Source organism: Lacicoccus qingdaonensis (assembly GCF_900101075.1).
Classification (GTDB): Bacteria; Bacillota; Bacilli; order Staphylococcales; family Salinicoccaceae; genus Lacicoccus; species Lacicoccus qingdaonensis.
Genome location: NZ_FNFY01000005.1, coordinates 37040 through 62628, shown reverse-complemented (window position 1 = coordinate 62628; position 25589 = coordinate 37040). Strand labels below are relative to the sequence as shown.

27 protein-coding genes are annotated in these 25589 nt (G+C 44.4%); 10 read left to right on the top strand and 17 right to left on the bottom strand.

Annotation, left to right across the window (positions count from 1 at the left end):
• Positions 1 to 31: 31 nt before the first annotated feature.
• The 3 genes from BLR15_RS04635 to pta are packed head-to-tail and all read right to left on the bottom strand — an operon-like array spanning position 32 to position 3075.
• Positions 32 to 1210 (bottom strand): MFS transporter, encoded by a 1179-nt coding sequence (locus BLR15_RS04635; protein WP_092985163.1) that lies wholly within the window; start codon positions 1208 to 1210, stop codon positions 32 to 34.
• Between the two features lie 46 nt (positions 1211 to 1256).
• A complete protein-coding gene (locus tag BLR15_RS04630) occupies positions 1257 to 2090 on the bottom strand; it encodes a lipoate--protein ligase family protein (protein WP_092985161.1) in 834 nt (277 codons plus the stop codon).
• On the bottom strand, positions 2083 to 3075 hold the full coding sequence (pta, locus tag BLR15_RS04625) for a phosphate acetyltransferase (protein ID WP_092985159.1): 993 nt from the start codon (positions 3073 to 3075) through the stop codon (positions 2083 to 2085). Before pta ends, BLR15_RS04630 begins: the two co-directional genes overlap by 8 nt.
• A gap of 136 nt (positions 3076 to 3211) precedes the next feature.
• Here pta and hemQ point away from each other — a divergent pair, with 136 nt between their 5' ends.
• From hemQ to BLR15_RS04610, 3 genes are all read left to right on the top strand, one after another.
• Positions 3212 to 3958 carry a hydrogen peroxide-dependent heme synthase gene (gene hemQ / locus BLR15_RS04620; protein ID WP_092985157.1) on the top strand — a complete coding sequence of 249 codons (747 nt, stop codon included), beginning with the start codon at positions 3212 to 3214 and terminating at the stop codon, positions 3956 to 3958.
• A 423-nt stretch (positions 3959 to 4381) separates the two neighbouring features.
• Complete coding sequence (locus tag BLR15_RS04615) at positions 4382 to 4639, top strand: hypothetical protein (protein WP_092985155.1); 258 nt, start codon at positions 4382 to 4384, stop codon at positions 4637 to 4639.
• 134 nt (positions 4640 to 4773) lie between these two features.
• A complete protein-coding gene (locus BLR15_RS04610; RefSeq protein WP_092985153.1) occupies positions 4774 to 5013 on the top strand; it encodes a DUF362 domain-containing protein in 240 nt (79 codons plus the stop codon).
• Between the two features lie 158 nt (positions 5014 to 5171).
• On the opposite strand, the gene BLR15_RS04605 is transcribed toward BLR15_RS04610, so the two are convergent.
• The 3 genes from BLR15_RS04605 to BLR15_RS04595 are packed head-to-tail and all read right to left on the bottom strand — an operon-like array spanning position 5172 to position 6484.
• Positions 5172 to 5534, bottom strand: a complete 363-nt coding sequence (locus BLR15_RS04605; RefSeq protein WP_092985151.1) for a DUF423 domain-containing protein — start codon at positions 5532 to 5534, stop codon at positions 5172 to 5174.
• 18 nt (positions 5535 to 5552) lie between these two features.
• Entirely contained in the window at positions 5553 to 5834 is a 282-nt protein-coding gene (locus BLR15_RS04600; protein ID WP_092985149.1) for a DUF5327 family protein, read from the bottom strand.
• On the bottom strand, positions 5831 to 6484 hold the full coding sequence (locus BLR15_RS04595; RefSeq protein WP_092985147.1) for a uracil-DNA glycosylase: 654 nt from the start codon (positions 6482 to 6484) through the stop codon (positions 5831 to 5833). The genes BLR15_RS04600 and BLR15_RS04595 overlap by 4 nt, the downstream gene beginning before the upstream one ends.
• A gap of 117 nt (positions 6485 to 6601) precedes the next feature.
• Between BLR15_RS04595 and thiD the strand changes: the two genes are divergently transcribed.
• The 4 genes from thiD to folE2 are packed head-to-tail and all read left to right on the top strand — an operon-like array spanning position 6602 to position 9418.
• The gene (thiD, locus tag BLR15_RS04590) at positions 6602 to 7432 is read left to right on the top strand and encodes a bifunctional hydroxymethylpyrimidine kinase/phosphomethylpyrimidine kinase (RefSeq protein ID WP_092985145.1); all 831 of its coding nucleotides are present in this window, start codon (positions 6602 to 6604) and stop codon (positions 7430 to 7432) included.
• 56 nt (positions 7433 to 7488) lie between these two features.
• Entirely contained in the window at positions 7489 to 7848 is a 360-nt protein-coding gene (locus BLR15_RS04585; RefSeq protein ID WP_092985143.1) for a DUF1806 family protein, read from the top strand.
• Between the two features lie 12 nt (positions 7849 to 7860).
• Positions 7861 to 8529 carry a bacillithiol biosynthesis deacetylase BshB2 gene (bshB2, locus tag BLR15_RS04580; protein WP_092985141.1) on the top strand — a complete coding sequence of 223 codons (669 nt, stop codon included), beginning with the start codon at positions 7861 to 7863 and terminating at the stop codon, positions 8527 to 8529.
• Between the two features lie 10 nt (positions 8530 to 8539).
• A complete protein-coding gene (folE2, locus tag BLR15_RS04575) occupies positions 8540 to 9418 on the top strand; it encodes a GTP cyclohydrolase FolE2 (protein ID WP_092985139.1) in 879 nt (292 codons plus the stop codon).
• Positions 9419 to 9448: 30 nt separating this feature from the next.
• Here folE2 and BLR15_RS04570 read toward each other — a convergent pair whose 3' ends face one another.
• Genes BLR15_RS04570 through BLR15_RS04550 form a run of 5 tightly spaced genes read right to left on the bottom strand, consistent with a single transcriptional unit; the run spans position 9449 to position 13735 of the window.
• A complete protein-coding gene (locus tag BLR15_RS04570) occupies positions 9449 to 10330 on the bottom strand; it encodes a Cof-type HAD-IIB family hydrolase (RefSeq protein WP_092985137.1) in 882 nt (293 codons plus the stop codon).
• Positions 10331 to 10378: 48 nt separating this feature from the next.
• A complete protein-coding gene (gene tadA, locus BLR15_RS04565) occupies positions 10379 to 10861 on the bottom strand; it encodes a tRNA adenosine(34) deaminase TadA (protein ID WP_092985135.1) in 483 nt (160 codons plus the stop codon).
• Complete coding sequence (locus tag BLR15_RS04560) at positions 10845 to 11549, bottom strand: HAD family hydrolase (protein WP_092985133.1); 705 nt, start codon at positions 11547 to 11549, stop codon at positions 10845 to 10847. Before BLR15_RS04560 ends, tadA begins: the two co-directional genes overlap by 17 nt.
• Before the next feature lie 39 nt (positions 11550 to 11588).
• The gene (locus BLR15_RS04555) at positions 11589 to 12533 is read right to left on the bottom strand and encodes an NAD-dependent epimerase/dehydratase family protein (protein WP_092985131.1); all 945 of its coding nucleotides are present in this window, start codon (positions 12531 to 12533) and stop codon (positions 11589 to 11591) included.
• An 11-nt stretch (positions 12534 to 12544) separates the two neighbouring features.
• Positions 12545 to 13735, bottom strand: coding sequence for a glycine C-acetyltransferase (locus BLR15_RS04550; RefSeq protein WP_092985129.1), 1191 nt, complete (start codon positions 13733 to 13735; stop codon positions 12545 to 12547).
• A gap of 160 nt (positions 13736 to 13895) precedes the next feature.
• On the opposite strand from BLR15_RS04550, the gene BLR15_RS04545 reads away from it, so the two are divergent.
• From BLR15_RS04545 to BLR15_RS04535, 3 genes are read left to right on the top strand one after another with little or no spacing between them, the layout of a single operon-like run.
• Positions 13896 to 15071: an amidohydrolase gene (locus tag BLR15_RS04545; RefSeq protein ID WP_092985127.1), complete on the top strand. Its 1176-nt coding sequence runs from the start codon at positions 13896 to 13898 to the stop codon at positions 15069 to 15071.
• Positions 15062 to 16252 (top strand): amidohydrolase, encoded by a 1191-nt coding sequence (locus tag BLR15_RS04540; RefSeq protein WP_092985125.1) that lies wholly within the window; start codon positions 15062 to 15064, stop codon positions 16250 to 16252. Before BLR15_RS04545 ends, BLR15_RS04540 begins: the two co-directional genes overlap by 10 nt.
• Positions 16252 to 17424 carry a M20 metallopeptidase family protein gene (locus tag BLR15_RS04535; RefSeq protein ID WP_245696592.1) on the top strand — a complete coding sequence of 391 codons (1173 nt, stop codon included), beginning with the start codon at positions 16252 to 16254 and terminating at the stop codon, positions 17422 to 17424. Before BLR15_RS04540 ends, BLR15_RS04535 begins: the two co-directional genes overlap by 1 nt.
• Positions 17425 to 17548: 124 nt before the next feature.
• Here BLR15_RS04535 and BLR15_RS04530 read toward each other — a convergent pair whose 3' ends face one another.
• The 6 genes from BLR15_RS04530 to fusA form a co-directional block, all read right to left on the bottom strand.
• Positions 17549 to 19483 carry an ABC transporter permease gene (locus BLR15_RS04530; RefSeq protein ID WP_092985121.1) on the bottom strand — a complete coding sequence of 645 codons (1935 nt, stop codon included), beginning with the start codon at positions 19481 to 19483 and terminating at the stop codon, positions 17549 to 17551.
• Positions 19473 to 20237, bottom strand: a complete 765-nt coding sequence (locus BLR15_RS04525; RefSeq protein ID WP_092985119.1) for an ABC transporter ATP-binding protein — start codon at positions 20235 to 20237, stop codon at positions 19473 to 19475. Before BLR15_RS04525 ends, BLR15_RS04530 begins: the two co-directional genes overlap by 11 nt.
• Positions 20238 to 20339: 102 nt before the next feature.
• On the bottom strand, positions 20340 to 21332 hold the full coding sequence (locus BLR15_RS04520) for a sensor histidine kinase (protein WP_092985117.1): 993 nt from the start codon (positions 21330 to 21332) through the stop codon (positions 20340 to 20342).
• Between the two features lie 6 nt (positions 21333 to 21338).
• Complete coding sequence (locus tag BLR15_RS04515; RefSeq protein WP_218118657.1) at positions 21339 to 22013, bottom strand: response regulator transcription factor; 675 nt, start codon at positions 22011 to 22013, stop codon at positions 21339 to 21341.
• A 128-nt stretch (positions 22014 to 22141) separates the two neighbouring features.
• Positions 22142 to 23329, bottom strand: coding sequence for an elongation factor Tu (gene tuf, locus BLR15_RS04510; protein ID WP_092985113.1), 1188 nt, complete (start codon positions 23327 to 23329; stop codon positions 22142 to 22144).
• A gap of 128 nt (positions 23330 to 23457) precedes the next feature.
• Positions 23458 to 25539: an elongation factor G gene (fusA, locus tag BLR15_RS04505; protein WP_092985111.1), complete on the bottom strand. Its 2082-nt coding sequence runs from the start codon at positions 25537 to 25539 to the stop codon at positions 23458 to 23460.
• Positions 25540 to 25589: the final 50 nt, after the last annotated feature.

Here is a 25589-nt window from a genome sequence, read left to right as displayed (position 1 = left end):
TATCAATTCCCATCTTGCACAGGGGTTTAAACTAAATTTCCGGTTTTTTCTCAGATCTGCCGTAAACAAAGTGATATATGACCAGGGCGGTAAATATTGATAATACCAGCAGCTGGTACAACCCGTCGTAGCCGACGGCAGGGACGAGCATACCGAGGAAAAACGGACCGAAGCCGAGACCGATTTCGAGCATTATGAAAAAGGTGGATGTTGCGAGTCCAACGTTTTCTTTCTTCGCGATATTTACACAGACCGCCTGGGCGACGGATTGGAAGTTGCCGAACCCGAGGCCGATCAGGAAGCCTGAAAGCAGCAGCACAATACCTGCTTCAGCCATTCCCAATATGAAAAATCCGACAGCCATGATAATAAACGCCGGATACTGGATGACGTTGGCACCGAAAGTGTCGAGTATTTTTCCTGTGACCGGTCTCGTCAGCAGGATTGCTGCAGAGTAAACCAGGAAAAACATGCTGGCTGCCGTCACCAGATCTATTTCTATCGCATACAGGTTCAAAAATGATAATACTGCAGAATAGGCGATGCCCATGAACAGTACCACTGTACCCATCGACAGCACTTCCCTGTCGATCATGACGAATTTCGCTCTGTGAGCCCCTTTGTCTCTGACCGTGTTGTTTATCTTAATGAACGGCAGCATGAAAGAAATGGCGAGAACGATAATACCGATATAGATCAGCATCGTATTGAAACTGATATGCTCCAGCAGCAAGAACGACAGAAAAGGACCGACGGCTGAACCCAGCACCATGCTCAGACTGAAATGGCTGATGCCCTCACCGCGCCTCTCCGGCGGCACTGATATGGTTGCCAGTGTATTTAAAGCTGTACTGATGATTCCTGTTGCGAGACCGTTCAACAGCCGGACGGCGATTAAAAAGTAAAGTCCGCCATCTATGAAGTATAAAATATAAGTGATGAAGAACAGCAGTGTACCCATGTACATTATTTTCCGGGCACCGATATTATTGATCTGGTATCCCGACAGTGCCCGTCCGATCAGAACGCCGACGATGAATATACTTGCGACAAAACCTGCAATGCCGGGTGCTGCTCCATATTTTTCGATGGAGACGTTCCCGACGGTCACAAGGGTCGAATACATGGAAAACATCACTATAAAATGAAATATGAATATGATAGTAAATTCACGTGTCCATATTTTTCCTTTGTGTCTGCTCTTGGACAAAACACCCTCTCCTTTCAAATCCAATTATAAAAACCAGTGACGGGCGTCACTGGCTGTTGTGTGAAAATATATCCAGGTCTTTATTGGCCCGGATTTTTTCATTGCGTTTGATCATACGCTGAATATACTGCTCATATTTGTCTGCGTATTCTGGCTGCAGATGATAAGTATTTTCAGGATCGATATCCAGTACATTCAAAAACTTGTTGAGAATATCTTCAACCGTCCAGTTTTTATCCAGTAATTCGTTCAGTGATGCCATCACTTCAGGCTGGATCAAAGGATAATCAAACTTCGTTTCAGCGTCTTTTTTGGCATGACGGTAAAACTCTTTCATAATTTCTGCACGGTCGGCGCCTGAACCGGAAACCGACAGATAAATCTGTACGGCCACGCCGTTTTTAATGCGTCTCTGGGAAACGCCGGCAAACTTTTTGCCGTCTATGCTCAGATCATAGCTTCCAGGACAGTAACTGCCGTGGATCTCATACGCTTTGACATCCGCGCCGTCAAGTGCAGCATCCACCAGATCGAGCATCAGATCATAGCCTTCATCGATCAGAGGCGCCTTGTCCCTTTCCATGATCAGAGAAATGTTCAAGATGCCGTCATCCAGGACAACCCCGAGTCCTCCGCTGTTTCTGACAATATAGTCATAGCCGATCGAGGATAAATAAGAAAGTCCGTCTTCCAGATGCGGCAGTCTCGCATCATGCAGTCCCAATATGACAAACGGATCATGTACCCAGGCACGAAACTTGAGCGATTCATCCCCGCCCGCTATTTCCTGTAAGACATCATCAATCGCAAATGAATGATAAGGATGAGCGGTCTCTGATGCCGGTATATAATCCCATTGTTCGTTGAATAATTTATTCATGTTCCGCTTTTGTGGCGAGTGCCTGGGTAGCTGTAAATAATGCCAGGTTAAAGACTTCGTCTGTTGTACAACCGCGTGACAGGTCATTTACCGGCTGGTTGAGTCCCTGGAGAATCGGTCCGTATGCTTCAAATCCGCCGAGTCTCTGTGCAATCTTGTAACCGATGTTCCCCGCTTCCAAAGTAGGGAAAATAAAGACATTCGCATTTCCTTTTATTTCTGAATCCGGTGCTTTTTTCTCTGCTACACTCGGGACAAATGCCGCATCAAATTGGAACTCCCCGTCAATCGGCACTTCAGGCAATTTATCTTTGGCATGCTGCGCCGCAGTTCTTACCCGTTCCGTCTCTTCAGTTTTTGCAGATCCATGCGTCGAGAAGCTGAGCAGTGCAACAACAGGATCCACATGGAAACTTTGGGCCGTCCTGGCAGTTTCCACCGCGACTTCTGCAAGCTCTTCAGCATTCAATACCGGGTTGATGGCACAGTCACCCATTACGTAAAGCTCATCTTCACGGAGCATGAAGAATATTCCGCTTGTGCGGGATACACCCGGCTTTGTCTTAATGATCTGCAATGCCGGACGGACGGTATTCGGTGTGGAATGCATCGCACCAGAAACAAGACCGTCTGCTTTGTTGGCATAGACAAGCATGGTGCCAAAGTAATTCACATCGTTCAAAATTTCTTCTGCCTGATCTTTTGTGACTTTGCCGTTTCTTCTTTCAACAAAAGCATCTACCAGCTCTTCTTTATCTTTACAGTCGGCAGGATTTATAATCTCCAGATCACCCATATCCAAAGACTCTTTTTCAGCCAGTTCTATAATTTCATTTTCATTGCCTAAAACAATAGGATGAACATAAGATGTTTTGTTCAATTCAATCGCAGCTGTCAAAATTCGAAGGTCGACACCTTCAGGAAAAACTACTCTTACATTTTTTCCATCCAAGTTCGCTTTTAGTTTATCTAAAAATTGACTCATAGTTTCCTCCTTGAAAAACCTATGTACGAAATAATTATACCTTTTCTGTCACATGATTTCATCCCTAAATCCTTTTAAAACGTTTTCAGATAGAGTAATATAGATATGATAACAATAAAAAGAGAGGTTTTTTAAGATGAGCGAAGCTGTTTCAACATTAGATGGATGGTGGAGTCTGCATTTATTATATAATGTTGACTGGACATCTCTGAGATTACTCGAAGATTCGGAGAAAGACCAGCTGATTGGGGAATTACAATCATTTCTGGAACGTCAGGAAGAAGTTCATAAAAATAAAGAAGGCAGCTATTCATTTTACAATATCACCGGACAGAAGGCAGACCTGATTCTTTGGATGCTGCGTCCGACTGTCGATGAGCTGAACAAGCTGGAACTTGAATTCAACAAACTCGGTATCAGTGATTTTCTGATTCCGTCCTACTCATACGTTTCAGTAGTGGAAATGAGCAGTTACCTGGCCAAAGATTCAGATGAAGACCCATACGAGAACCCTTATATTAAAGGACGTCTTTACCCTGAAGTACCAAAATCCAAGTACATCTGTTTCTATCCGATGGATAAGAAACGTGATCTGGATGATAACTGGTATATGCTTCCAATTGAAGACAGAAAAAGGCTGATGAGAGATCACGGCATGATCGGCCGCCAGTATGCAGGTAAGGTAAAACAGTTCATCACAGGTTCACAGGGACTGGATGAATATGAATGGGCAGTCACTTTGTTCTCAGATGATATGCTTGAATTCAAGAAAATCATTTATGAGATGAGATTTGACGAAACATCTGCACGCTACGGGGTGTTCGGCGACTTTTTCGTAGGCATACACCTGCCTGCGGCGGAACTGCCGGCGTTCTTCAAGTAGCCTGATCATGTTTGAACACCACAGGAATCGGCTATAATATAATGCTCGATTAAACTAATTGAAGGGGTGTTTATATGGGGAGATTGATCAGAAGACTCGCTATAATTATTGCGCCTATAATCATTAAAAAGATATTCAATAAGAATAAGTCTGATAAACGACGTTAATATAAAAACCTGCTGCGTTATATAATTCAAATAACCGGCAGGTTTTTTTATAATAGTTTGACACGCCTTTATATGGGCTATAACTTATTAATATATAAATTTTTTAGGGGGACTTCATATGTCTAGAATCATTCGCAGACTCGCATGGATTTTAATCCCGATGGCGATTCGCAGGGTCACACGCGGCAAAGGCAAGAAATAATGCAGATTCAGCACGGTTTGTTAGTATTGATAAAAACGTAAACGAGGAAAATATATGTTGACTGGTAACAAACAAAAAAGGCTCATCCTCATTTTTACAGGATCGGTAACGTCTATCGTCGCCCTTTCTTTATTAGTAGTCGGCCTTATCTTTTTAATTTCCGAAGGCGAACTGTTTGGCCTGGCCATCATTTTATTCGGGCTGGTCTCAATCTGGTTTGCGCTGAGGGAATTTAAGGAGTATCATCAATTGAAGAGAGAAGCAGAAGAAGCGCAGAGTCAGAGTGATATTACACAAAAAAAGTCAGACTAAATGAGTATTTTATCCAAGTTTTCAGAAATGGTTTGAATTATCTTTAATATTCACTTACTATTCAATTATAACCAGTATTAGAGTTCAACCTGAATTTAAGCGAATTAATCCATATATAGAAGGAGGTCATTCTAATGGCATTTGTAATCACACAACCGTGCATTGGCGAAAAATCTGGTGACTGTGTTGATGTATGTCCTGTAGATTGTATAGAAGAAGGTAAAGAAATGTTCTATATCGACCCGGATATCTGCATCGACTGCGGCGCATGCGTAACAGTTTGCCCGGTAGACGCAATCATTGAAGAATACGATATGACTCCAGAGGACGAACCGTTCCTGGAAAAGGCAAAAGAATTCTACGGTTTAAAATAGAATAAAGTAATACTTATAACCAAACCCCGCGCGGGTTTGGTTTTTTTGTTTATCGGGGGATGTGGACCGCTGCCTTTCCTCCCCCGGAAGACGGAGGTTCTGCCAAAGAAAAAGCCACGTCCGGTGCCTTTTGGCAACAGATGTGGCTTTAAATAAATTTATACTTTCACTATCCCGATAATCACCATTACCCAGGCTGCTAAAAACAGGACGCCCCCGATCGGTGTCACTGCACCGAGTATTGAAATTCCGGAGACTGCAAGCACATACAGCGATCCGCTGAAAAATATGATACCTGCAAACATCAGCCAGCCCGCAACATTCATCGGTATATCTGTCATGCCGATTAAAATACCAATCGCTATCAGACCCATTGCATGAAACATCTGGTACTGCACTGCAGTTTCCCAAACGGCTAAATAGTGATCGGATATTTTACCTTCCAGTCCGTGTGCGCCGAATGCGCCCAGTGCCACTGATATAAATGCGTTGACCGCACCTAAAATTACAAACAATTTCATCATCAATTACTCCTTTTATTAAAAATCAAAAATCGAATCGTTTTTATCGTCATCCGCCGGACCGCTTCCTTTACTTCTGCCGCCCATCAATTCAAGCATCTTCTCATCTTTCTCGGTCATGGCAGTTTTTTCATCCATATCCCTTATGGCCGCTCCATTTTTCGGGGCGGGTTTCTGGTCTTTTAAAACTCCGACCAGTGTCTCGACCGCATAAAGGTGTTTTTCAAATTCATGCGGCAGGCTGGATACTTCGAGCATATGCAGCTCCGACTTGATCTGGTTTATGATCTGCTGTTTCATTTCTGCTCACTCCAATCCACCATCGCCCGGCCGTTCTCTTTCAAATATTCATTCGTCCGGCTGAACGGCTTGGAACCGAAAAACCCGCGGTACGCAGATAAAGGGCTCGGATGGACGGATTTTATCACCAGATGTTTTGACGAGTCGATCAACACTTCTTTTTTCTGTGCAGGCTTCCCCCACAATATGAACACGACGTTATCCAGTTCTTCTGACACCGTTTCGATCACACTGTCGGTGAACTGTTCCCAGCCGAGTCCCCGGTGGGAGTTCGCATCGTGGGCATCCACGGTAAGTACAGTATTGAGCAATAAAACACCCTGGCCTGCCCAGTCTTTCAGGCTGCCGCCGGTCCGTACAATGTTCAGGTCATCTTCCAGTTCCTTATACATGTTTCGGAGGGACGGGGGTATCTTTATTCCTTCGTTTACAGAAAATGCAAGACCGTGTGACTGGCCTTCTCCGTGATAAGGGTCCTGTCCCAGTATCACGACTCTGACATTTTCAAATGAAGTCAGTTCAAACGCCGTGTAGATTTCTTCCCGCGGCGGGAAAACGCTGCCGTTTTTATATTTGTCATTCAGTACTTCTTCAAGAGTGCTGAAGTCCTGTTTTTCCTTTATTTTCCTGAATACTTCAGGCCATTCCATGTAATCACCTCTTACAAAATTTTATTATACCATTCAAGTAAGCAATGCTCTAGAATTACAGAAACAAATATAGTAAAATATCATTATTAATCTTATAGTAGGAAAGAGGAACTTTTTATGGGACTTCAAAAAACTCTAACAATTGCGGGTACTGATGTCAGCGGGGGCGCAGGTATCGCCGCTGACCTGAAAACATTTCAGGAGTATGAAACTTATGGGATGTCCGTTATTGTAACCACTGTGACGATGGACCCGGAAACGTGGTCGCACAGGGTATTCCCTACAGCTTTGGAAGTTGTAGACTCACAATTGGAAACAGCTTTGTCGCTGTCACCCGATGCCATAAAAACAGGCATGCTTCCTTCAGAGGAAGTCATTGAAAAAGCGAAAGATGCTTTTTTAAGCAGTGATGCAAAAGCTTTCGTCATCGACCCTGTCATGGTATGTAAAGGAGACGACGAAGTCTTGAATCCGGGACTTGTGGATGCGATGATCGAACATCTGATTCCGCATGCGACAATTGTAACACCAAACCTGGTGGAAGCGGGCCACCTGACACGCCGCAAAACACCTAAAACTTTAGAAGAAGTCAAACATTGTGCGGAAGCCATTATAAAAATGGGCGCAAAACACGTCATCATCAAAGGCGGTACAGGCATCGATGGTGACAAAGCAGTTGATGTATACTATGATGGTGAAGAATTCCATCTGTTAAAATCTGATAAGATTGATGCTTCATTCAACCACGGTGCCGGCTGTACATTCGCTTCAGCCATTACGGCAAATATCGCCAAGGGCAAGACACCTCTGGAAGCTGTTCAGGCTGCAAAGGCTTTTGTCACATCAGCAATCAAGAATGGCTGGAAAATGAACGAACATGTTGGCGTCGTCAGACACGGCGCAGCCAACACCGTAGAAGAAGTACAAGTGAATGATGAACAGATATAAGAAGAGAGATAGTTCAGCTATCTCTTTTCAAATGCAAAATTAGGAGTGTCATGTGAATGGAGAAAATCGACCGCGACAAAGTACAGGAAGTGTTGAATCAATATCAGAATCAACCCGTCTATGTACATGTTGAAATAACAAGCGGCATGTATGCGAACCATTTGAATAATGAAGTCTTCAATGTCGGCACATTCATGCGGAATGTCCAAATCGAATTTGTCCAGGGTGCTGTCAGAGGCGGAAAAGATGGCGAGTACCGTGTCGGTTTGAAATTGCTGAACGGCGGCTGGATCTACGTCCTTGGCCTGACACATTATGTTATCAATGAAGACAATGAGTTCATTATGCATGGTTTTGACCATGATGGAAAAATGGCGAGCGCATTGGAAATATCCGCTAATGAATTTTTCAAATAGGAGGAAATTAAGATGGAAAATGAAAGACATGTTCTAGTTGTCTTCCCTCATCCCGATGACGAGGCATTCGGCGTTTCCGGAACGATAATGAAATACATCGATGCCGGTGTCCCTGTGACATATGCCTGCCTGACATTCGGTGATATGGGGCGGAGTCTGGGTTATCCTCCATTTGCAACGAGAGAGTCACTGCATGATATAAGGAAGCAGGAAGTAGAAAAAAGTGCTGAAATAATGGGTCTGACCGATCTGAGACTGCTCGGCTACAGAGATAAGACGCTGGAGTTTGAACCCCCCGGTCACCTGACTTCAGTCATGAAAGATCTGATAGATGAACTGGATCCTACCACAATCATATCTTTTTATCCCGAGTATTCAGTACACCCCGACCACGAAGCGACTGCAGAAGCCGTAGTGGATGCGGTCACAGAAATGAATCCGGAAGAGAGACCGAAACTGCATCTGGTCGCTTTCGATAAAAATACTTTGGAAGATCTCGGTGAGCCTGATATCATTAATGATATTACCGGATATGAAGACAGGAAAGAACAAGTTATGGCAGCACACATCTCACAGACAGGTCCGCTGTTAAAAAGGCTTGCTGCTGAGACGGTAGACGGTGAAGAAACAAGAGAAGCATATTTAAAACTGGAGCAGTTTTACAGTTATGATATAAATTAAGGAGATTGTTATGGAAGAGTTGGATTTAACGACACGAGAAGGTCGTTTTAAACATTTTGGTTCTGTTGAGCCTGTGAAAGGTACAAAGCCGACAGATAAAGCTGAAATGGCTGATCTTCAAAATTCTAAAAAAGATTTTTTATTCTCGGTAGAGTCTGTTGGTATCAATAATTTAAGTTATCCCGTAGTGATTGGTGATTTTCAGTCCGTCGGGAACTTTGAACTCGCGACAAGTTTACGACGCGATGAGAAAGGCGTCAACATGAGTCGTCTGCTGGAAGCGTTGGAAACTGAAAACAATAACGGTGTCACACTCGATTTTGAAACATTGGAGCAGGTACTTCTTGTACTTCGTGACCGCATGCGCCAGGATAATGCAGAAGTCACTGCCGACGGTAAATGGTACTTTTCAAAACCGAGTCCGGGTACGAACCTGCACGGTATCGCACATGCAGATGTAAAGTATTCACTCGCATTGGATGAATCCGGCCTGACGAGAAAGCAGTTCGGCATGACAGCGATGGTCACTACGCTATGTCCGTGTTCAAAAGAAATCAGTGAATACGGCGCACACAACCAGCGTGGATATATCAAAGTCATGATAGATGTAGACCCGGATGCGGAGCTGCCGGAAAATCATAAAGAAATCGTTTATGAATTATTGGAAATAAATGCATCAAGCCAGCTTTATCCTATCTTGAAGAGAACTGACGAAAAGATGGTTACCGAACGCGCTTATGAAAATCCGCGTTTCGTAGAAGATCTCATCCGTCTGGTCGCTTATGATATTGCAGAACTTGACTGGGTAAAAGGATTCGAGCTTGAATGCCGAAACGAAGAAAGCATCCATCAGCATGATGCATTCAGCAGAATGACTTATAATAAGTAATAATAAAAGACATCCGGCGGATGTCTTTTATTATTTTGCCGTATTTTCATATTCACTATTCAATATGTTTTCTATGGCCGTTGCCACACCATCTTCAATATTTGTTCCGGTGACGACATCCGCAATCGCTTTGACTTCCGATGTTGCATTGCCCATCGCAACGGCAGTGCCGACACGTTTCAGCATGGAAATGTCATTCAAGTTATCCCCGATAGCCATGGCATCCTTCAAATCGACATTAAGTTCCTCAGCCATCTTTTCAAGCGCGATGCCTTTTTGCGCACCTTTTCGTGTGACCTCGATGTTTCCATATGAAGATGCGGAAACTGCCAGCTGGTCGATTTCATTCAAATAACTCTTCGTTCTGACGAGCTTCGGTTTATTCGATGAGGCTGCTAAAAACTTCAGGACATGCTCGTCTTCCCGTTCATAGATCTCTCTGTAATTATCCACTTCTTTCAAAGAAGTTTTAGCAATTCTTTCACGCATCAGCCTGCGAATCTTTTCCACATCCGGATCGCCTCCGGATTGTTCTGCAAGTTCTATGAAAATATCAATATCTCTTTCGATGCTCGTCGTATATATCGCTTTATCAGTATAGATCTGATAAAAGACATCTTCTGATTTGAATACATCTGTCACCTCAGTGATCAGATCGTTGTTCATCGGATAGTTTTCCTCGATTTCATGCTGCTCGTTACGGATCTGGGCGCCATTCAGACATATATACGGAATCTTCAAATCATATTCCCTGACAATTCCATGGGCTTCATAAAATGCTCTGCCCGTGGCGATGACAACCTGGATGCCCTGTTCAAGTGCCTTGTTAATCGCGAGGATGGTCCTCGGGGTGATTGAATGTTCAGGTGTCAGCAGGGTTCCGTCCATATCTATTGCTATCAACTTGACCATAAGCTATATAAAACTCCCTTTAATTTTAATTTATATAATAGAATTCTATCATTGCCTGTCCTGTGATTTTTTTTGCCGCAGGTTCCTAAAAAAGCTTTTAAGCAGCTGACTGCATTCCTCTTCCAGAACTCCGGCGGTCACACCTGGTCTGTGATTGAATCTTGGTTCGTCCAGCAGCTCCATAAGGCTGCGCACTGTTCCGCCCTTCGGGTCGTATGCTCCAAAGACCACGTGTGATATGCGGCTCATTATTATTGCACCGGAACACATAACACAGGGTTCCAGAGTAACATATAAAGTGCAGTCTTCTAAACGGAAGGATTCAAAATGACCACTCGCTTGATGAATCGCGAGCAGTTCCGCATGGGTCAGCGGATGGCCGGCCGTTTCCCTTAAATTATGTGCCCGGGCGATGATTTCGCCGTCATACACTACTACAGCACCGATGGGCACTTCACCTTTCTCAAATGCCTTCTCCGCTTCTTCAAGTGCCGCCTTCATGAATTCGTCATGATCAGTTTCTCTTATCATGCAGTACAAACTCTCCACTTTCAATCAGATCGGTGACACTGTCCAATATCATGTCAGCACCTTTTAAATCATCTTTCTTTGAAGTTCCGCTCAATACGCCGATGGTATAAAGACCTTCATCTTTGCCCAAAAGGGTGTCAGCATCATTATCTCCGACCATCACGACATCATCAACTGCGTAGTTATGCCTGTTCAAAAACGGGTACAGCACACGGATGTCCGGCTTCTGATACTCCGTATCGTCTCCGGATACGATATCATCTATCAGCTCCGCCAGTTCCAATTGTTTAATGAAAAGCTCGGTTCCTTTACGGCTGTCACTTGTTACAATAACATTTTTATAACCTAAAGACTTGAGTGTTGAAAGCACTTCTCTGGAGCCGTCGATAAGCTCCATGTGTTCAGCTATGAACTCCAGGTTTTCTTCATAGAATTTCTGGGCCCATTCACCGCCGCCCTCGGCAAAATTTTCATACGCTTCGTGGATATCCCTGCTTGTACCGCTCGCTGCCACAGAGCCTGGCTGCATCTTGTTATCGACTAAACCGAGTGCGCGGGCGACACTTTCTTTTTGCGAATGGATATTAAAGTGTTCCGTAAACGCTTCAACACTTTTAATTGCGAAAGGAGTCCAGACTTTTTCGTAATTCAACAACGTGCCGTCCTTATCAAACAGTATCGCTTCCAATGACTATCCTCCTAGTAAAATAAGAAGGCAGAAGCCTTCTTATGATTTTTCTTTTATTGCATTGATCATTTCCACGGTCATTCTTTCTAAATCGTATTTCGGATTGAAGCCCCACTGCTCTTTAGCAGCACTTGCATCGATGGCATCCGGCCAGCTTTCTGCAAGGCCCTGGCGCACAGGGTCCACATTATATGAAAGTTCAAAATCCGGAATATGTTTTTTTATTTCATCGGCAACGGCTTCCGGCTCTATGCTCATCGCAGTGACATTGAATGCATTGCGGTCGATCAGGTTGTCCTCATCCGCCTCCATCAATTGAATGATGGCATCTATCGCGTCATCCATGAACATCATATCCATATAGGTTCCCGGTCCTATATAGGATGTGTACCTGCCGTTTTTCACCGCTTCAAAAAATATTTCTACAGCATAGTCCGTCGTACCGCCGCCCGGTTCCTTGATGTGGGAAATCAGCCCGGGAAACCGTACCCCGCGCGTATCCACGCCGAACTTCGAGTGATAGTAGTCGCATAACAGCTCTCCGGAGACTTTATTCACCCCGTACATGGAAGTCGGCCGCTGAATCGTCGTCTGCGGTGTATCTTTTTTAGGTGTGGACGGACCGAAGGCCCCGATGGAACTCGGTGTGAAGAATTTCATTTTTCCCTTTCTCGCAACTTCCAGGGCATTGACCAGTCCGCCCATATTGATATCCCATGCGATCATCGGCTTTTCTTCACACGTTGCACTGAGCAGTGCCGCCATATGCATTAGGGTATCAGGTTCGAATTCATCAGCCAGTTCTGCCATTTCATTATACCTTCTTACATCCAGTATCTTAAATGGTTTGCCTCTTAACGGCCCTTCTGCCGGTTCGTTGATATCTGTCGGCAGAACATTCTCCTCACCATAAATCTCCCTTAACCTCACTGTCAGCTCCGTTCCAATCTGTCCTAGCGCCCCTGTTATTAAAATTCTTTTCATAATAAACCCCTTCAGGAAATAACCTTTAGTTCTTTTCCGACCTTTTCATAGATTTTAAGTGCTTCATCCAGCATCTCTTTTGTGTGTGATGCCATCGGCATATTACGGACACGGCCTGTGCCTCTAGGCACTGTAGGGAAAACGATCGATTTTGCGTAGACGCCCTCTTCCATCAGACGTTTTGAGAATTCCTGAGTCGTCTTCTCATCTCCGATGATGCAGGGCGTGATCGGTGTTTCCGAGTTGCCGATATCAAAGCCAAGCGCTTTTAATCCGTTCTTCAAATAATCGCCGTTGTCCCACAGCTGATCGTGCAGTTCAGTTGAAGACATCAGCATTTTGACCGCCTCATTGATCGCTTTCGTATCCCCCGGTGTCAATGAAGTCGAGAACAGGAACGGACGCGCCGCCACTTTCAGGTAATCGATGAGTTCCTGTGTACCTGCCACATAACCGCCGACTACGCCGATTGCTTTGGACAGTGTGCCCATCTGGATATCCACATCTTTCTCAAGTCCGAAGTGCTTTACCGTACCTGCGCCTTTGCCCATTACGCCTGAACCGTGGGCATCATCGACATAGGTGATCAGGTCGAATTCTTTGGCGATTTCAACAATTTCAGGCAGTTTCGCAACATCGCCGTCCATTGAGAACACACCGTCGGTGATATACATCACTTTTTTATATTTTCCGGATTCCACCGCTTCTTTCGCTTTCTGTCTCAAGTCATCCATATCCGAATGATTGACGCGGATGATTTTTGCACGCGACAGCCGGCACCCATCGATGATGGAAGCATGGTTCAGTTCGTCGGAAAGAATCGCATCTTCCTTGTTCATCACTGCCTGTATCGCTGCCATATTACAGTTGAAGCCGGACTGGAATGCGACCGCTGCTTCAGTCCCTTTGAATTTTGCGAGCGTTTCTTCCAATTCAACATGGACATCGAGCGTTCCGTTGATGGTTCTGACCGCGCCCGCACCGACACCGTGTGTATCGATTGTTTCTTTCGCTGCTTTCTTCAATGTTTCATCCGTTGCCAGTCCCAGGTAGTTATTGGAAGACAAATTGATCAGTTCTTTATCATCAATATTGATCTTCGGGCCGTTTGCACCCTTTACGACATTGATTTCGTTATATAATCCATTATCCTTCAATTCCTTAAGGTTGGCCGATAAGTAATCGTTTAAAATTTTAGACATTTACCTCTCTCCTCTCACATCAATTCTATCATAATTAAGCGCTTACTTTTAATGAAAACTGGTATAATACAAGTAGTTGAAGTATTCATTCTATAGCAAATAGTTTAAAAAATTAAAAATTTTTGTTATAATAAACTATTACCTAAATGGAGGTTAGTATATGACTATTAATAATCTGGCTGAATCCTTCCTTCCTAAAATGATCGAGCATAGAAGGTATATGCATATGCATCCGGAAGTATCATTCCATGAAGCGGAAACTTATAAATATATTTTAAAATACTTAACGCAATATGATAATTTAAAAATCCGTGAGAACGTCGGCGGCAAAGGGCTGCTTGCGACATTCGGCGAAGGCCATCCCCATATAGCGATCCGGGCTGATTTTGATGCACTCCCGATTCAGGATGACAAAGATGTGCCGTATAAATCCACTGTCGACGGTGTCATGCACGCCTGCGGACATGACGGCCATACGAGCACTTTATTCGCCCTGGTGGATATTTTGAGTGAACAGCAGAAGTCCGGCAGATTGGAAGGGGCAGTGTCCTTCATCTTCCAGTTTGCCGAAGAAGTCCAGCCCGGCGGCGCTGTGTCGATGGTTGAGGATAATGTGCTGGAAGGTGTCGATAAAGTATACGGTCAGCACTACTGGAGCCAGTATCCGACACACACCATCAAGGCAAAACCCGGTCCGATTATTGCGAGCCCGGATTATTTTGTCATTACCATTAAAGGTCAAGGCGGACATGCGGCACATCCTCACAATGCTGTAGACCCTGTACTGATTGCAGCAGAAGTCATTACAAACCTGCAGAGTGTCGTTTCAAGACAAGTGTCGCCCATGGACAATGCAGTGGTGACGTTCGGCAAGGTCAGTGCAGGGTCAGCATTCAATGTCATACCGGATACTGCAGAAATTGTAGGGACCGTGCGTACTTTCAAACCTGAAATCAAAGACAGGATTTATGAAATATTCCAGAATGAAGTGGCGCTTACAGCGAAAAAACGCGGCGCTGAAGGCGATCTTTATTATAATTACGGTTATCCTGCAGTCATCAACCATGATGCTGAGGCCGAAGTCATCGAACAGGCGGCTGAAGATCTGGGGCTGCCGTTCGAAACCGCAAAACCGCTGATGATCGGTGAAGATTTCAGTTACTACATTTTAGAAAAGCCCGGCGCATTCTTCTTTACAGGCTCCGGTAACAGCGATAAGAACTCAAATTATGTCCATCACCATTCGATGTTTGACCTGGATGAAGATGCCATGGTGAGCGGCTTATCCATGTTCATGAAAATACTTGAGCTTGAGCAGGTGATCAAATGGAATTGAAAGATATAGAAAAATTTGCAAATGATAATTTCAATGAACTCGTAAAACTCCGCCGTCATTTTCACATGAATCCTGAACTGTCCTTCAAGGAAGTGCACACACCGGCGTATATCGCAGACTATCTGCGTGACCTCGGACTCGATGTGCAGGAAGGCGTCGGCGGTCGCGGCGTTGTCGGCAAGCTCATAATCGATGAAAATCTGCCCACAGTGGCTCTCCGTGCCGATTTCGACGCTTTGCCCATCCACGACCAGAAAGACGTGCCATACCGCTCTGTAGTCCCTGGAGTGATGCATGCATGCGGACATGATGCCCACACCTCGGTCATCATGACGGCTGCACGCATTTTAAGTGAAAATAAAAACGCTCTTAACGGAAATGTCGTATTCATATTCCAGCATGCCGAAGAAGTCGATCCGGGCGGTGCAATCCAGATGATCGCCGACGGGTGCCTGGACGGAGTCGACGCGATATTCGGCCAGCATGTGTCCACAAGCCTTGATATCGGTACAATCGGCTATAAAAAAGGGACCGCGACCGGCATGCCGGATGATTTCACGGTCAATATAAAAGGCCGCGGCGGACATGCATCAAAACCGGACGGTGCGATTGATCCCCTTGCTGCCGCGATTTCATTCTGCAACCAGATGCAGTACGCGGTTACAAGGAAATCCTCTCCGATGGAGCCGGTTGTGCTGTCCATTACGATGTTCAACGGCGGACACCAGCATAACGTCATTCCCGACGAGGTCGAAGTCGGCGGCACCATCCGTACTTTCAACAAGGAAACGCAGGATGTCATGATCAAAGAACTGAAAAAATGTCTGGAAGGTCTGGTCACGATCACAGGCATCTCATATGATCTGGATTACATGAAAGGCTATCCGCCTGTCGTCAACGATGAACAAAAAACCGACATCGTCATCCAGGCATCAGATGAAGTTTCAACGGTAAACGATGTCCAGTCACTTGAGCCGGATCTCGGGGGAGAAGACTTCTCCTACTACCTTCAGAGAGTTCCCGGGACTTTTTATTACACAGGTGTGAGGAATGCAAGCTTCAGGGCAGATTATCCGCATCATCACGGCATGTTCGACATCGATGAAAAAGGACTGGTCAATGCGTTGTCAGTGATGCTGCATTCAGTATTCATATTTTTTGAAGAGGAGGCGTCAAAGTGATGGATATTAAAAATGAGATAGAGTCCAGATTCGAAGATATGACAGCCGTGCGCCGTCATATTCACAGATATCCCGAGCTGTCCTTTCAGGAAGAGAAGACGAAAATCTATATATACGATCAGATAAAAAACCTCCCACTCGACATAAAAAGAGACGTCGGCGGAAACGGTCTAAGTGCGAGGCTGCAGGTCAATGATAATTACAAAACCGTCGCACTGCGCGCGGATTTCGATGCACTGCCCATTCAGGAGGAAAACGACGTCGATTATAAATCAGAGTTTGAGGGCGTCATGCATGCATGCGGACACGATTCCCACACGGCAATGCTCATAACAACCGCTAAAATACTATGTGCACATAAAGAAGACCTTCCTGTAAATGTCGTATTCATATTCCAGCACGCTGAAGAACAGCTGCCCGGCGGTGCCAAAAGCATGGTGGAAGCCGGCGTGCTTGAGGACGTCGACTACATTTACGGCATTCATGTTTCAAGCCAATATACTGTAGGCACCCTCGGCTATTCATACGGATATAAACATGCGAGCGCCGATGCATTTACATTCAACATCATCGGCAGAGGCGGACATGGTGCCGAACCGCATGAGGCGATCGACCCGGTTGTGGCATCCGCCTCACTCGTGCAGCAGCTGCAGACCATCGTCTCAAGAACCATAGACCCGTTAAAGTCAGCAGTCGTCACCACATCCATGTTCAACGCAGGCAGTGCATTTAATGTCATACCGACCAAATCTGAAGTGAGAGGCACTGTCCGCACATTCGAAAAAAGTGTGCAGGAACAGGTCATGACACGTATGGAAGGCATTAGAAAAGGCATCGAAGACAGCTTCAATTTAAAATGTGAACTCGACTACGTCAAAGGATATCCGGCAGTGCTCAATACAGATGAACATGTTGATCTGTTACAGGAAACGACAAGCGGCGATACGGACTTCATTACAAGTGTTGAAGAAGTCGAAACATCAATGGGCGGCGAAGACTTCGCCTATTACCTGGAGAAAATACCAGGTGCCTTCTACAATATCGGCACGAAAAATGAAACACTCGGAACAGACTATCCGCACCATCATCCGAAATTCAACATCGATGAAGAAGGACTGAAAGCCGGCGTCGAGTCATATTTGAGACTAATAACAGGGTTCAGGGAAGTTTAAAGTTCAAGTAAGCAGCAAAGACGAAAAGGTCAAAATCCAGATGGGATTTTGACCTTTTTCATCTATTCTTCAAATATTACAGCGAAACCACCCTGGAAGCATTATAGGTTTATATAAATTGCTTCTATATGCTCGCCTTCACCACTTTTTTATAATATCCAAGGGATATCAACGCAAAGATCGAGTATAGTACGGTATACGCCCCTACCACGATTAACATCGGTGTCCACATTTCAATGCCGAATATGAACCATCCTGACTGGACTGCAAAATACGTATGCAGCAATCCGATGATCAGCGGTATGCCGAATGTAATCAGCATTTTCAATCCGAGACCGCGTAATATTTCGCCTTCACTGAATCCCAGTTTACGCAGCACGCTGTAGCTGCCCTTCTCATTTTCACACTCATCAATCTGTTTGAAGTACAAAATGCATCCTGATGTCAGAAGAAATGCAAATCCGAGAAATCCTATGATGAATGTCAGCATTCCCGTCATCTGGACCGCTTCATTGTAAGACTGCAGTCTGGACTCGAAAGCGGGATTCGATTCATCATCCATCATTTCATAAATTTCATCTGAGTCACCACCTGGAATGTTAAAAGCATACAGATTGGTCGGCGCATCTGACATCGTTTCCGACTCATGCTGATTTTCCATCAGCTGCCGGTAGACCGTTTCATCAACAATGACTGTCGGAAGTCCGAAGCTTACGTGGGAAGGCAGTATTGCGCCATCATCAATAGCTGTCACTTCCACAGTCCTCCTGAAATCATCATCTCCGGTGAAGGTCACCTGGTCACCTTTTTCGAAATTCATGAATAGATCGAGAATAGCCAGGTCACCTGTTACATGCGTTTCATTTTCATTGACATCGAACCCTTCAAACTCATTGTCTGATGCCACTACAAGACTGTAGTTCAGAGGCTCTTCGGCATCTCCAGGGTCTTCATCATCTTCTTTTGGCGCTATCGGAAAATGAATGAATGATTTCTCAATACGCTCAATTGCAACACCTTCATCATTCAGCAGTTCATCATAAAAATCCAGATCCTCTTCAGAATATACGATGTAATCATAAGGATCGGTACTGTCCAGCATCTTTTCAGTCGAATAATAACTGATATAGCTGAGCGACATGGCTGTGATGCTGATGGCGGTAATGACCGTGATGACGGTAAGTAAAAATGCGTTGGAACGCATCTTGAACATCACACTCGTGACCGACAGGACGTCATTCACATTGACATGCCCGTTCTTACTCCGGCGGACAAGATTCAAAAGGAACGTGACGGAATATTTGAATGTGATATAAGTGCCCGCAATCGTCAAAAATAAAATAAGCATCATATTGACCGGCAGCATGACAGGGTTATCCATCGCACTTTCAAAGAGGTTGGAGGACATGTAGTAGCCATATCCGATCATGGCGAGACCGATGATTCCCATTATGATTGTACCGATACCGACCGGTTTACCGACTGATTCAGATGTCTTGTTCAGATTGAGCAGTCTGATCAGCGATGCATTTCTCAGAAATACATAATTCTGTATCATCAGAATGATAAATACCACGATGAAGACAAGCGCAGTAATCCATACTGCTGTAAATGAAAAGCTCATGCTGACCAGCATATCCACCCTCATTATTTTTAAAAGGGCCATCATAAGCAGCCTTGAAATAAGGAAGCCCAGTGCAATACCGCCCACCAGACTGCCGAAATATATGATGAAGTTCTCGAGTGCCAGCACTCCGAATACTTTGCGTCTGCTCATGCCGATCAACTGATACAGGGCGATTTCCCTGTGACGTCTTTTGATGAAAATCATATTCGCAAACATCACGAACAGGCTGATGATGACGACCATGACAATTGCCCCTACCGAAAAGAGAGAGGATAATCCCGAATTGCCGGTTATTTCATCAGATACATTTTCATCCAGAGTAAGCAGTAATAGTGAAAAAAACAGGGAGACACTGAATATAAGGGCAAAAATATACAATGCGTAATTTTTTATGTTTCTTAAAAAGTTTTTGATGATCAGACTATTCAGCATCTTCGACTACACCACCCAGCACACGCTGTGTATCCAGAATTTCCTGATAGTAACTTTCCTGAGTCATGTCTCCGCGTGTCAATGAAGTATAGACCTGGCCGTCCTTTAAAAATATGACACGGTGCGAAAAGCTCGATGCGGTGGCGTCATGCGTCACCATCAAAATACTCGTTTCAAGTGTACTATTCAGCTGCTGGAGTTTCTTCAGCAGGTCACTCGCCGATTTGGAATCAAGTGCACCGGTGGGCTCATCCGCAAATATGATTTTCGGCTGATGTATGAATGCACGGGCGGCACTCGTACGCTGGGCCTGCCCCCCTGAAACCTGGCCCGGGTATTTATTCGCAAGCTCCGAAATACCCAGCTCCCCCGCCACCTTTTCAAAATGGCCGGCTGCTTCATTCTTCGTCATATTTCTGATTGCAAGCGGCAGCATAATATTTTCCCTGACGGTTAAAGTGTCCAGCAGGTTATAATCCTGGAAAATAAAACCGAGATCATTTTTTCTGAAATCAGCGAGCTTTTTATCTTTTAATGATGTGAAATCAGTACCGTCTATATAAATTTGCCCGCTCGTCACACGGTCTATTGAACTCAGGACATTGAGCAGTGTCGTTTTGCCGGAACCCGACGCCCCCATTATTGAGACGAATTCACCTCTGTTCAAATTGATATCTATACCTTTCAGAACATCTGTGCGGTTGAACTTATTGCCAAAACTTTTCTTTATATTTTTCGCTTCCAATAATGTCATTATTAATCCTCCTGTATTTCTCTTATAAATATATTGTACTCTGAAAATATAACCGCATCGTTTGATTTGGCGAACAAAAAACACTGCAAAGTGACATTTTTGTCACTTTGCAGTAATATGGGTGAACTGATTTTCTTTATTGAACTCGAGTGTCATGGTCGTATATTCCCCGTAGACAGATTCTGCAGTAAGCCTTATATTCAATGACTCTGCGACATTTTTTGCTATATAAAGTCCCATACCTGTCGACTGTTCATCATGATGGTCTCCCGTCGATGTAAAGCCCGCTTCAAAGATTCTTTCCAGATCACGCTTCTCGATGCCTCTGCCATAATCTGTAACCGTAAGTTTTACAAACCCGTCCGTCATACTGCTGCGGATGACAATATCATTTTCCTCAGAATATTTCACACTATTGGTGATCAGCTGATCGATGATGAACTGGCACCATTTCATATCTGTATACACGATATTTTCTTTAAGGTCTATATCAAAACCTATACGTTTTCGTATGCATATCTCCCGTAACTTCCTGATCGAGCTGTTCAATAAAATATTCAAATCAATAGGTTCTATGTACAGATCATTTTTTATATCCGGGAGCCTTTTTAAATACAGTACTTCGTTCAGCATGCCATTCAGACGTGTCCATTCTGCCAACAGCTTATTTCCTTCTGTTTCCGGCAGGTCATCAATCATCAGTTTCATTGTCGTCATCGGCATTTTCATATCATGGATGAACCGCGTGAGTTCATCCAGATTTTCTTTTGTCCTGGACGATTCCTTGTCCAGCTGCCTCTGATGGATTACCCGCAAATCATCCATCTTTTCATAAATTCTATTTTGTACTGCTGTATTCCCTTTACTCATGCCCACCATATCATTCAGCGTCCCGAGATTTTCAAATTCAATGTAGAACTTTCGTTTTCTTACATAATCCCAGACAATATAGATTATCAAAATTATAAAGTTGACGGTGAATATATAGATAACAGATATATTCGGTATTCCATTATCCAGTAAGCCTATCAATAATATCGAACTATTGAAGAGAAGGAATAATATGAGCACCGGCGCGTTTTCTTTCCAGTACATCGTACACTACTCCTTTAAAATATAACCGATTCCTGTCTTGGTATGGATCGCTTCTGAGAGACCGATGTTTTCCAGTTTTTTTCGCAGACGGTTGACATTGACGGTCAAAGTATTATCACTGATAAATTTCGAGTCATCCCACAGCGCTTCTATGATTTCCGTCCTCGATACCGTCTCGCCTGCACTCTGCGACAGGATGGACAGAATATACGACTCATTTTTTGTCAGTTCAACTGTATCCTCATCCGATGTGATCATCAGCTTTTTGAAATCGAATACCGCATTTCTGAACTTGAATACATCGAGTGCTTTATTCTGGTATTCATATGTACGTCTGAGCAGTGCCTGCACCTTGGCATTCAGCACTTCAAAATTAAAGGGCTTCTGCACATAATCGTCGGCCCCCATCTGCATGCTCATGACCATATCAGTAGGGTGGTCCCTCGAAGATAAAAATATTATCGGTACCCTGGAAATATTCCTGATCATTCGGCACCAGTGAAAACCGTCATATTTGGGGAGTGTGATATCTATGATGACAAGCGACGGCTCTATCTTTATGAAGTCGCTCATCACATCTGAAAAATCATTCACCCCATATGCACCCAAATCCCACTCTTCAAAGCGGGCGGTCAATTCATCGAGCAGCACTTCATCGTCTTCAATGATAAGTAAATCCACTGTCATATACCTCCCGTATATTAAAGGCACTTCATTTATAAACAGTATACGTCATATAAATCATTTATAAAAATTAAAAAAGCACAAAATCCCAAAGAGATTTTGTGCTTCAAATATATAATCAGAGATTATTTTTTGATTTCAGTAACAACGCCTGAACCTACTGTACGTCCACCTTCACGGATTGAGAAACGAGTTCCGTCTTCAATCGCGATTGGAGAAATCAGTTCAACATCAATTTCAACGTTGTCTCCAGGCATAACCATTTCAGTTCCTTCAGGAAGGTTTACTACGCCAGTTACGTCCGTAGTACGGAAGTAGAACTGTGGGCGGTAGTTAGTGAAGAATGGAGTATGACGTCCACCCTCTTCTTTTGAAAGAACATAAACTTCAGCTTTGAAGTGTGTGTGTGGTGTGATTGAACCTGGTGCTGCAAGTACTTGTCCACGCTGGATATCATCACGGGAAATACCACGGAGCAATGCACCGATGTTGTCGCCAGCTTCAGCATAGTCAAGAAGCTTACGGAACATTTCTACACCAGTAATTGTTGTTTTGCTTGATTCTTCAGCAAGTCCGATGATTTCAACTTCGTCACCAACTTTGATTTGACCACGGTCAACACGGCCTGTTGCAACAGTACCACGGCCAGTGATTGTGAATACGTCCTCAACCGGCATCATGAATGGCTTGTCAGAGTCACGCTCTGGAGTAGGGATGAAGTCATCTACAGCCTGCATAAGATCAAGAATTCTTTGTTCCATATCTGCATCGCCTTCAAGAGCTTTAAGTGCAGAACCGGCAATAACTGGAATGTCGTCACCAGGGAAGTCGTATTCAGAAAGAAGTTCACGAACTTCCATTTCTACTAGTTCAAGAAGCTCTTCGTCGTCAACCTGGTCAACTTTGTTAAGGAATACAACTAGTGCTGGAACACCAACGTTACGTGAAAGCAGGATGTGCTCACGAGTTTGTGGCATTGGGCCGTCTGCTGCAGATACAACAAGGATAGCTCCGTCCATTTGTGCCGCACCAGTGATCATGTTCTTAACATAGTCAGCGTGACCTGGGCAGTCAACGTGTGCATAGTGACGAGTATCAGTTTCGTACTCGATGTGAGACGTGTTGATTGTGATACCACGCTCTTTTTCTTCTGGTGCGTTGTCAATCTCAGCGTATGACTGAGCTGTAGTGTCACCATGTTTAGCAAGTACAGTTGCAATTGCAGCTGTTAAAGTAGTTTTACCGTGGTCGACGTGACCAATTGTACCAATGTTAGCATGTGTTTTCGAACGGTCGAATTTTTCTTTTGCCATTTTAAAATACATCTCCTTATTTAAAGAAATTAGTTTTTATATAGTTGCCCGGGAAAAGTATGAACCTTTTCCCAAGTTGTTTCTAAATCACTTATATACGATTCGTGTACAAAAATCAAGTTTATAAATTATTCACCAGTGTTTTTCTTGATGATTTCTTCAGCAACTGATTTTGGTACTTCTTCGTAATGATCAAACGACATAGTGTAAGTTCCGCGGCCCTGAGTGTTCGAACGTAATGCTGTCGCATAACCGAACATTTCTGAAAGTGGGACGAATGCATTGACGACCTGTGCGTTACCGCGTGCGTCCATACCTTCAACACGTCCACGACGGCTCGTTACGTCACCCATGATATCACCCATGTATTCTTCAGGCATAACGATTTCTACCTTCATCATAGGTTCTAAAATAACCGGGTCACACACTTTGGCAGCTTCTTTCAGAGCCAATGATGCAGCAACTTTGAAGGCCATCTCTGAGGAGTCGACATCGTGGTATGAACCATCATACAGTCTTGCTTTGACGTCTACCATCGGGTAGCCCGCAAGTACACCGTTTTCCAATGAATCTCTGAGTCCGGCTTCAACCGAAGGAATGAATTCACGTGGAACAGCACCGCCGACGATGTTGTCTTCGAACTCAAAGCCTGCACCTTGTTCGTTAGGTGTGAACTCGATGTGAACATCACCGAACTGTCCGCGACCACCAGACTGACGTGCGAATTTACCTTGAACTTTAGCCGCTGTCTTGAATGTTTCACGGTAGGATACCATTGGCGCACCAACGTTACATTCAACTTTGAATTCACGTTTCATGCGGTCAACAAGTACATCAAGGTGAAGCTCACCCATACCGCCGATGATAACCTGGCCGGTTTCATTGTCAGTACGTGCAGTGAACGTCGGGTCTTCTTCCTGAAGTTTCACAAGAGCTGTCGTCATCTTATCCTGGTCGGCCTTGGATTTAGGCTCAACTGATAAGTGAATAACCGGCTCCGGAAAGTCCATGGACTCAAGGATAACGTCAAGTTTCTCCTGTGTAAGAGTATCACCTGTACCAGTATCTTTAAGACCGACTGCAGCTGCGATGTCGCCTGAGTAGACAGTCGAAATCTCTTCACGTGAGTTAGCATGCATCTGCAGGATACGCCCAACACGTTCACGCTTCCCTTTTGTCGTGTTCTGAACGTAAGAACCAGCATCAAGTGTTCCTGAGTACACTCTGAAGAAAGTAAGTTTACCAACATAAGGGTCGCTCATTACTTTAAAAGCCAATGCTGCAAACGGTTCTTTATCGTCCGGTTTTGCAATATATTCTTCCTCTTCATCATCCGTTTTATGACCGACGATCGGCTTAACGTCCAATGGAGACGGCAGGTAGTCGACTACTGCGTTAAGCAATAATTGAACACCTTTGTTTTTGAAAGCAGTTCCGCAAAGTGCAGGATAGAATTCAACATCACAAGTCGCCTGACGAATTGCTGCTTTGAGTTCTTCTACAGGAAGCTCTTCGCCGCCAAGGTATTTTTCCATGACGTCTTCGTTGACGTCGGCTAAACCTTCGATAAGAGATTCTCTTGCTTCTTCAGCTTCAGCTTGATATTCTGCAGGAATATCAATTTCATCAATATCCGTTCCCAAGTCATTACCGTAGCTGTAGGCTTTCATTTCTACAAGATCAATGATTCCTGAGAAATTGTCTTCAGCACCGATAGGAAGCTGGATCGGGTGAATGTTCGCTTGTAAACGGTCTTGTACAGTGCCTACGGAATATTTGAAGTCGGCACCGACTTTGTCCATTTTGTTTACGAAGACGAGTCTCGGAACACCGTATGTCGTCGCCTGACGCCATACTGTTTCTGTCTGTGGTTCAACACCTGACTGTGCATCAAGTACTGTAACCGCACTGTCAAGTACACGAAGTGAACGTTCAACTTCAACTGTGAAGTCTACGTGTCCAGGTGTATCGATGATATTTACACGGTGACCGTCCCACTCGGCTGTTGTCGCAGCGGAAGTGATCGTGATTCCACGTTCCTGCTCCTGCGCCATCCAGTCCATCTGTGAAGCACCTTCGTGTGTTTCACCAAGTTTGTGGATACGTCCTGTGTAATAAAGAATACGCTCAGTCGTCGTAGTCTTACCAGCATCAATGTGAGCCATGATACCGATGTTACGCGTTTTTTCTAACGAGAATGGTCTTGCCATGAGTATTCTTTTCTCCTTCCAAAAATGGATTGAAATTTATTACTATCAGG

Bases quoted from the DNA above. Each gene is read 5' to 3' on its own strand.
- BLR15_RS04550 (WP_092985129.1), bottom strand. From the start codon at position 13,735: ATGTCTAAAATTTTAAACGATTACTTATCGGCCAACCTTAAGGAATTG.
- fusA (WP_092985111.1), bottom strand. From the start codon at position 25,539: ATGGCAAGACCATTCTCGTTAGAAAAAACGCGTAACATCGGTATCATG.
- tadA (WP_092985135.1), bottom strand. From the start codon at position 10,861: ATGATAAGAGAAACTGATCATGACGAATTCATGAAGGCGGCACTTGAA.
- folE2 (WP_092985139.1), top strand. From the start codon at position 8,540: ATGGAAGAGTTGGATTTAACGACACGAGAAGGTCGTTTTAAACATTTT.
- bshB2 (WP_092985141.1), top strand. From the start codon at position 7,861: ATGGAAAATGAAAGACATGTTCTAGTTGTCTTCCCTCATCCCGATGAC.
- hemQ (WP_092985157.1), top strand. From the start codon at position 3,212: ATGAGCGAAGCTGTTTCAACATTAGATGGATGGTGGAGTCTGCATTTA.
- BLR15_RS04600 (WP_092985149.1), bottom strand. From the start codon at position 5,834: ATGAAACAGCAGATCATAAACCAGATCAAGTCGGAGCTGCATATGCTC.
- thiD (WP_092985145.1), top strand. From the start codon at position 6,602: ATGGGACTTCAAAAAACTCTAACAATTGCGGGTACTGATGTCAGCGGG.
- BLR15_RS04555 (WP_092985131.1), bottom strand. From the start codon at position 12,533: ATGAAAAGAATTTTAATAACAGGGGCGCTAGGACAGATTGGAACGGAG.
- BLR15_RS04595 (WP_092985147.1), bottom strand. From the start codon at position 6,484: ATGGAATGGCCTGAAGTATTCAGGAAAATAAAGGAAAAACAGGACTTC.
- BLR15_RS04570 (WP_092985137.1), bottom strand. From the start codon at position 10,330: ATGGTCAAGTTGATAGCAATAGATATGGACGGAACCCTGCTGACACCT.
- BLR15_RS04585 (WP_092985143.1), top strand. From the start codon at position 7,489: ATGGAGAAAATCGACCGCGACAAAGTACAGGAAGTGTTGAATCAATAT.
- BLR15_RS04535 (WP_245696592.1), top strand. From the start codon at position 16,252: ATGGATATTAAAAATGAGATAGAGTCCAGATTCGAAGATATGACAGCC.
- BLR15_RS04630 (WP_092985161.1), bottom strand. From the start codon at position 2,090: ATGAATAAATTATTCAACGAACAATGGGATTATATACCGGCATCAGAG.
- BLR15_RS04540 (WP_092985125.1), top strand. From the start codon at position 15,062: ATGGAATTGAAAGATATAGAAAAATTTGCAAATGATAATTTCAATGAA.
- BLR15_RS04605 (WP_092985151.1), bottom strand. From the start codon at position 5,534: ATGAAATTGTTTGTAATTTTAGGTGCGGTCAACGCATTTATATCAGTG.
- BLR15_RS04530 (WP_092985121.1), bottom strand. From the start codon at position 19,483: ATGCTGAATAGTCTGATCATCAAAAACTTTTTAAGAAACATAAAAAAT.
- BLR15_RS04520 (WP_092985117.1), bottom strand. From the start codon at position 21,332: ATGTACTGGAAAGAAAACGCGCCGGTGCTCATATTATTCCTTCTCTTC.
- BLR15_RS04615 (WP_092985155.1), top strand. From the start codon at position 4,382: ATGTTGACTGGTAACAAACAAAAAAGGCTCATCCTCATTTTTACAGGA.
- BLR15_RS04525 (WP_092985119.1), bottom strand. From the start codon at position 20,237: ATGACATTATTGGAAGCGAAAAATATAAAGAAAAGTTTTGGCAATAAG.
- pta (WP_092985159.1), bottom strand. From the start codon at position 3,075: ATGAGTCAATTTTTAGATAAACTAAAAGCGAACTTGGATGGAAAAAAT.
- tuf (WP_092985113.1), bottom strand. From the start codon at position 23,329: ATGGCAAAAGAAAAATTCGACCGTTCGAAAACACATGCTAACATTGGT.
- BLR15_RS04610 (WP_092985153.1), top strand. From the start codon at position 4,774: ATGGCATTTGTAATCACACAACCGTGCATTGGCGAAAAATCTGGTGAC.
- BLR15_RS04545 (WP_092985127.1), top strand. From the start codon at position 13,896: ATGACTATTAATAATCTGGCTGAATCCTTCCTTCCTAAAATGATCGAG.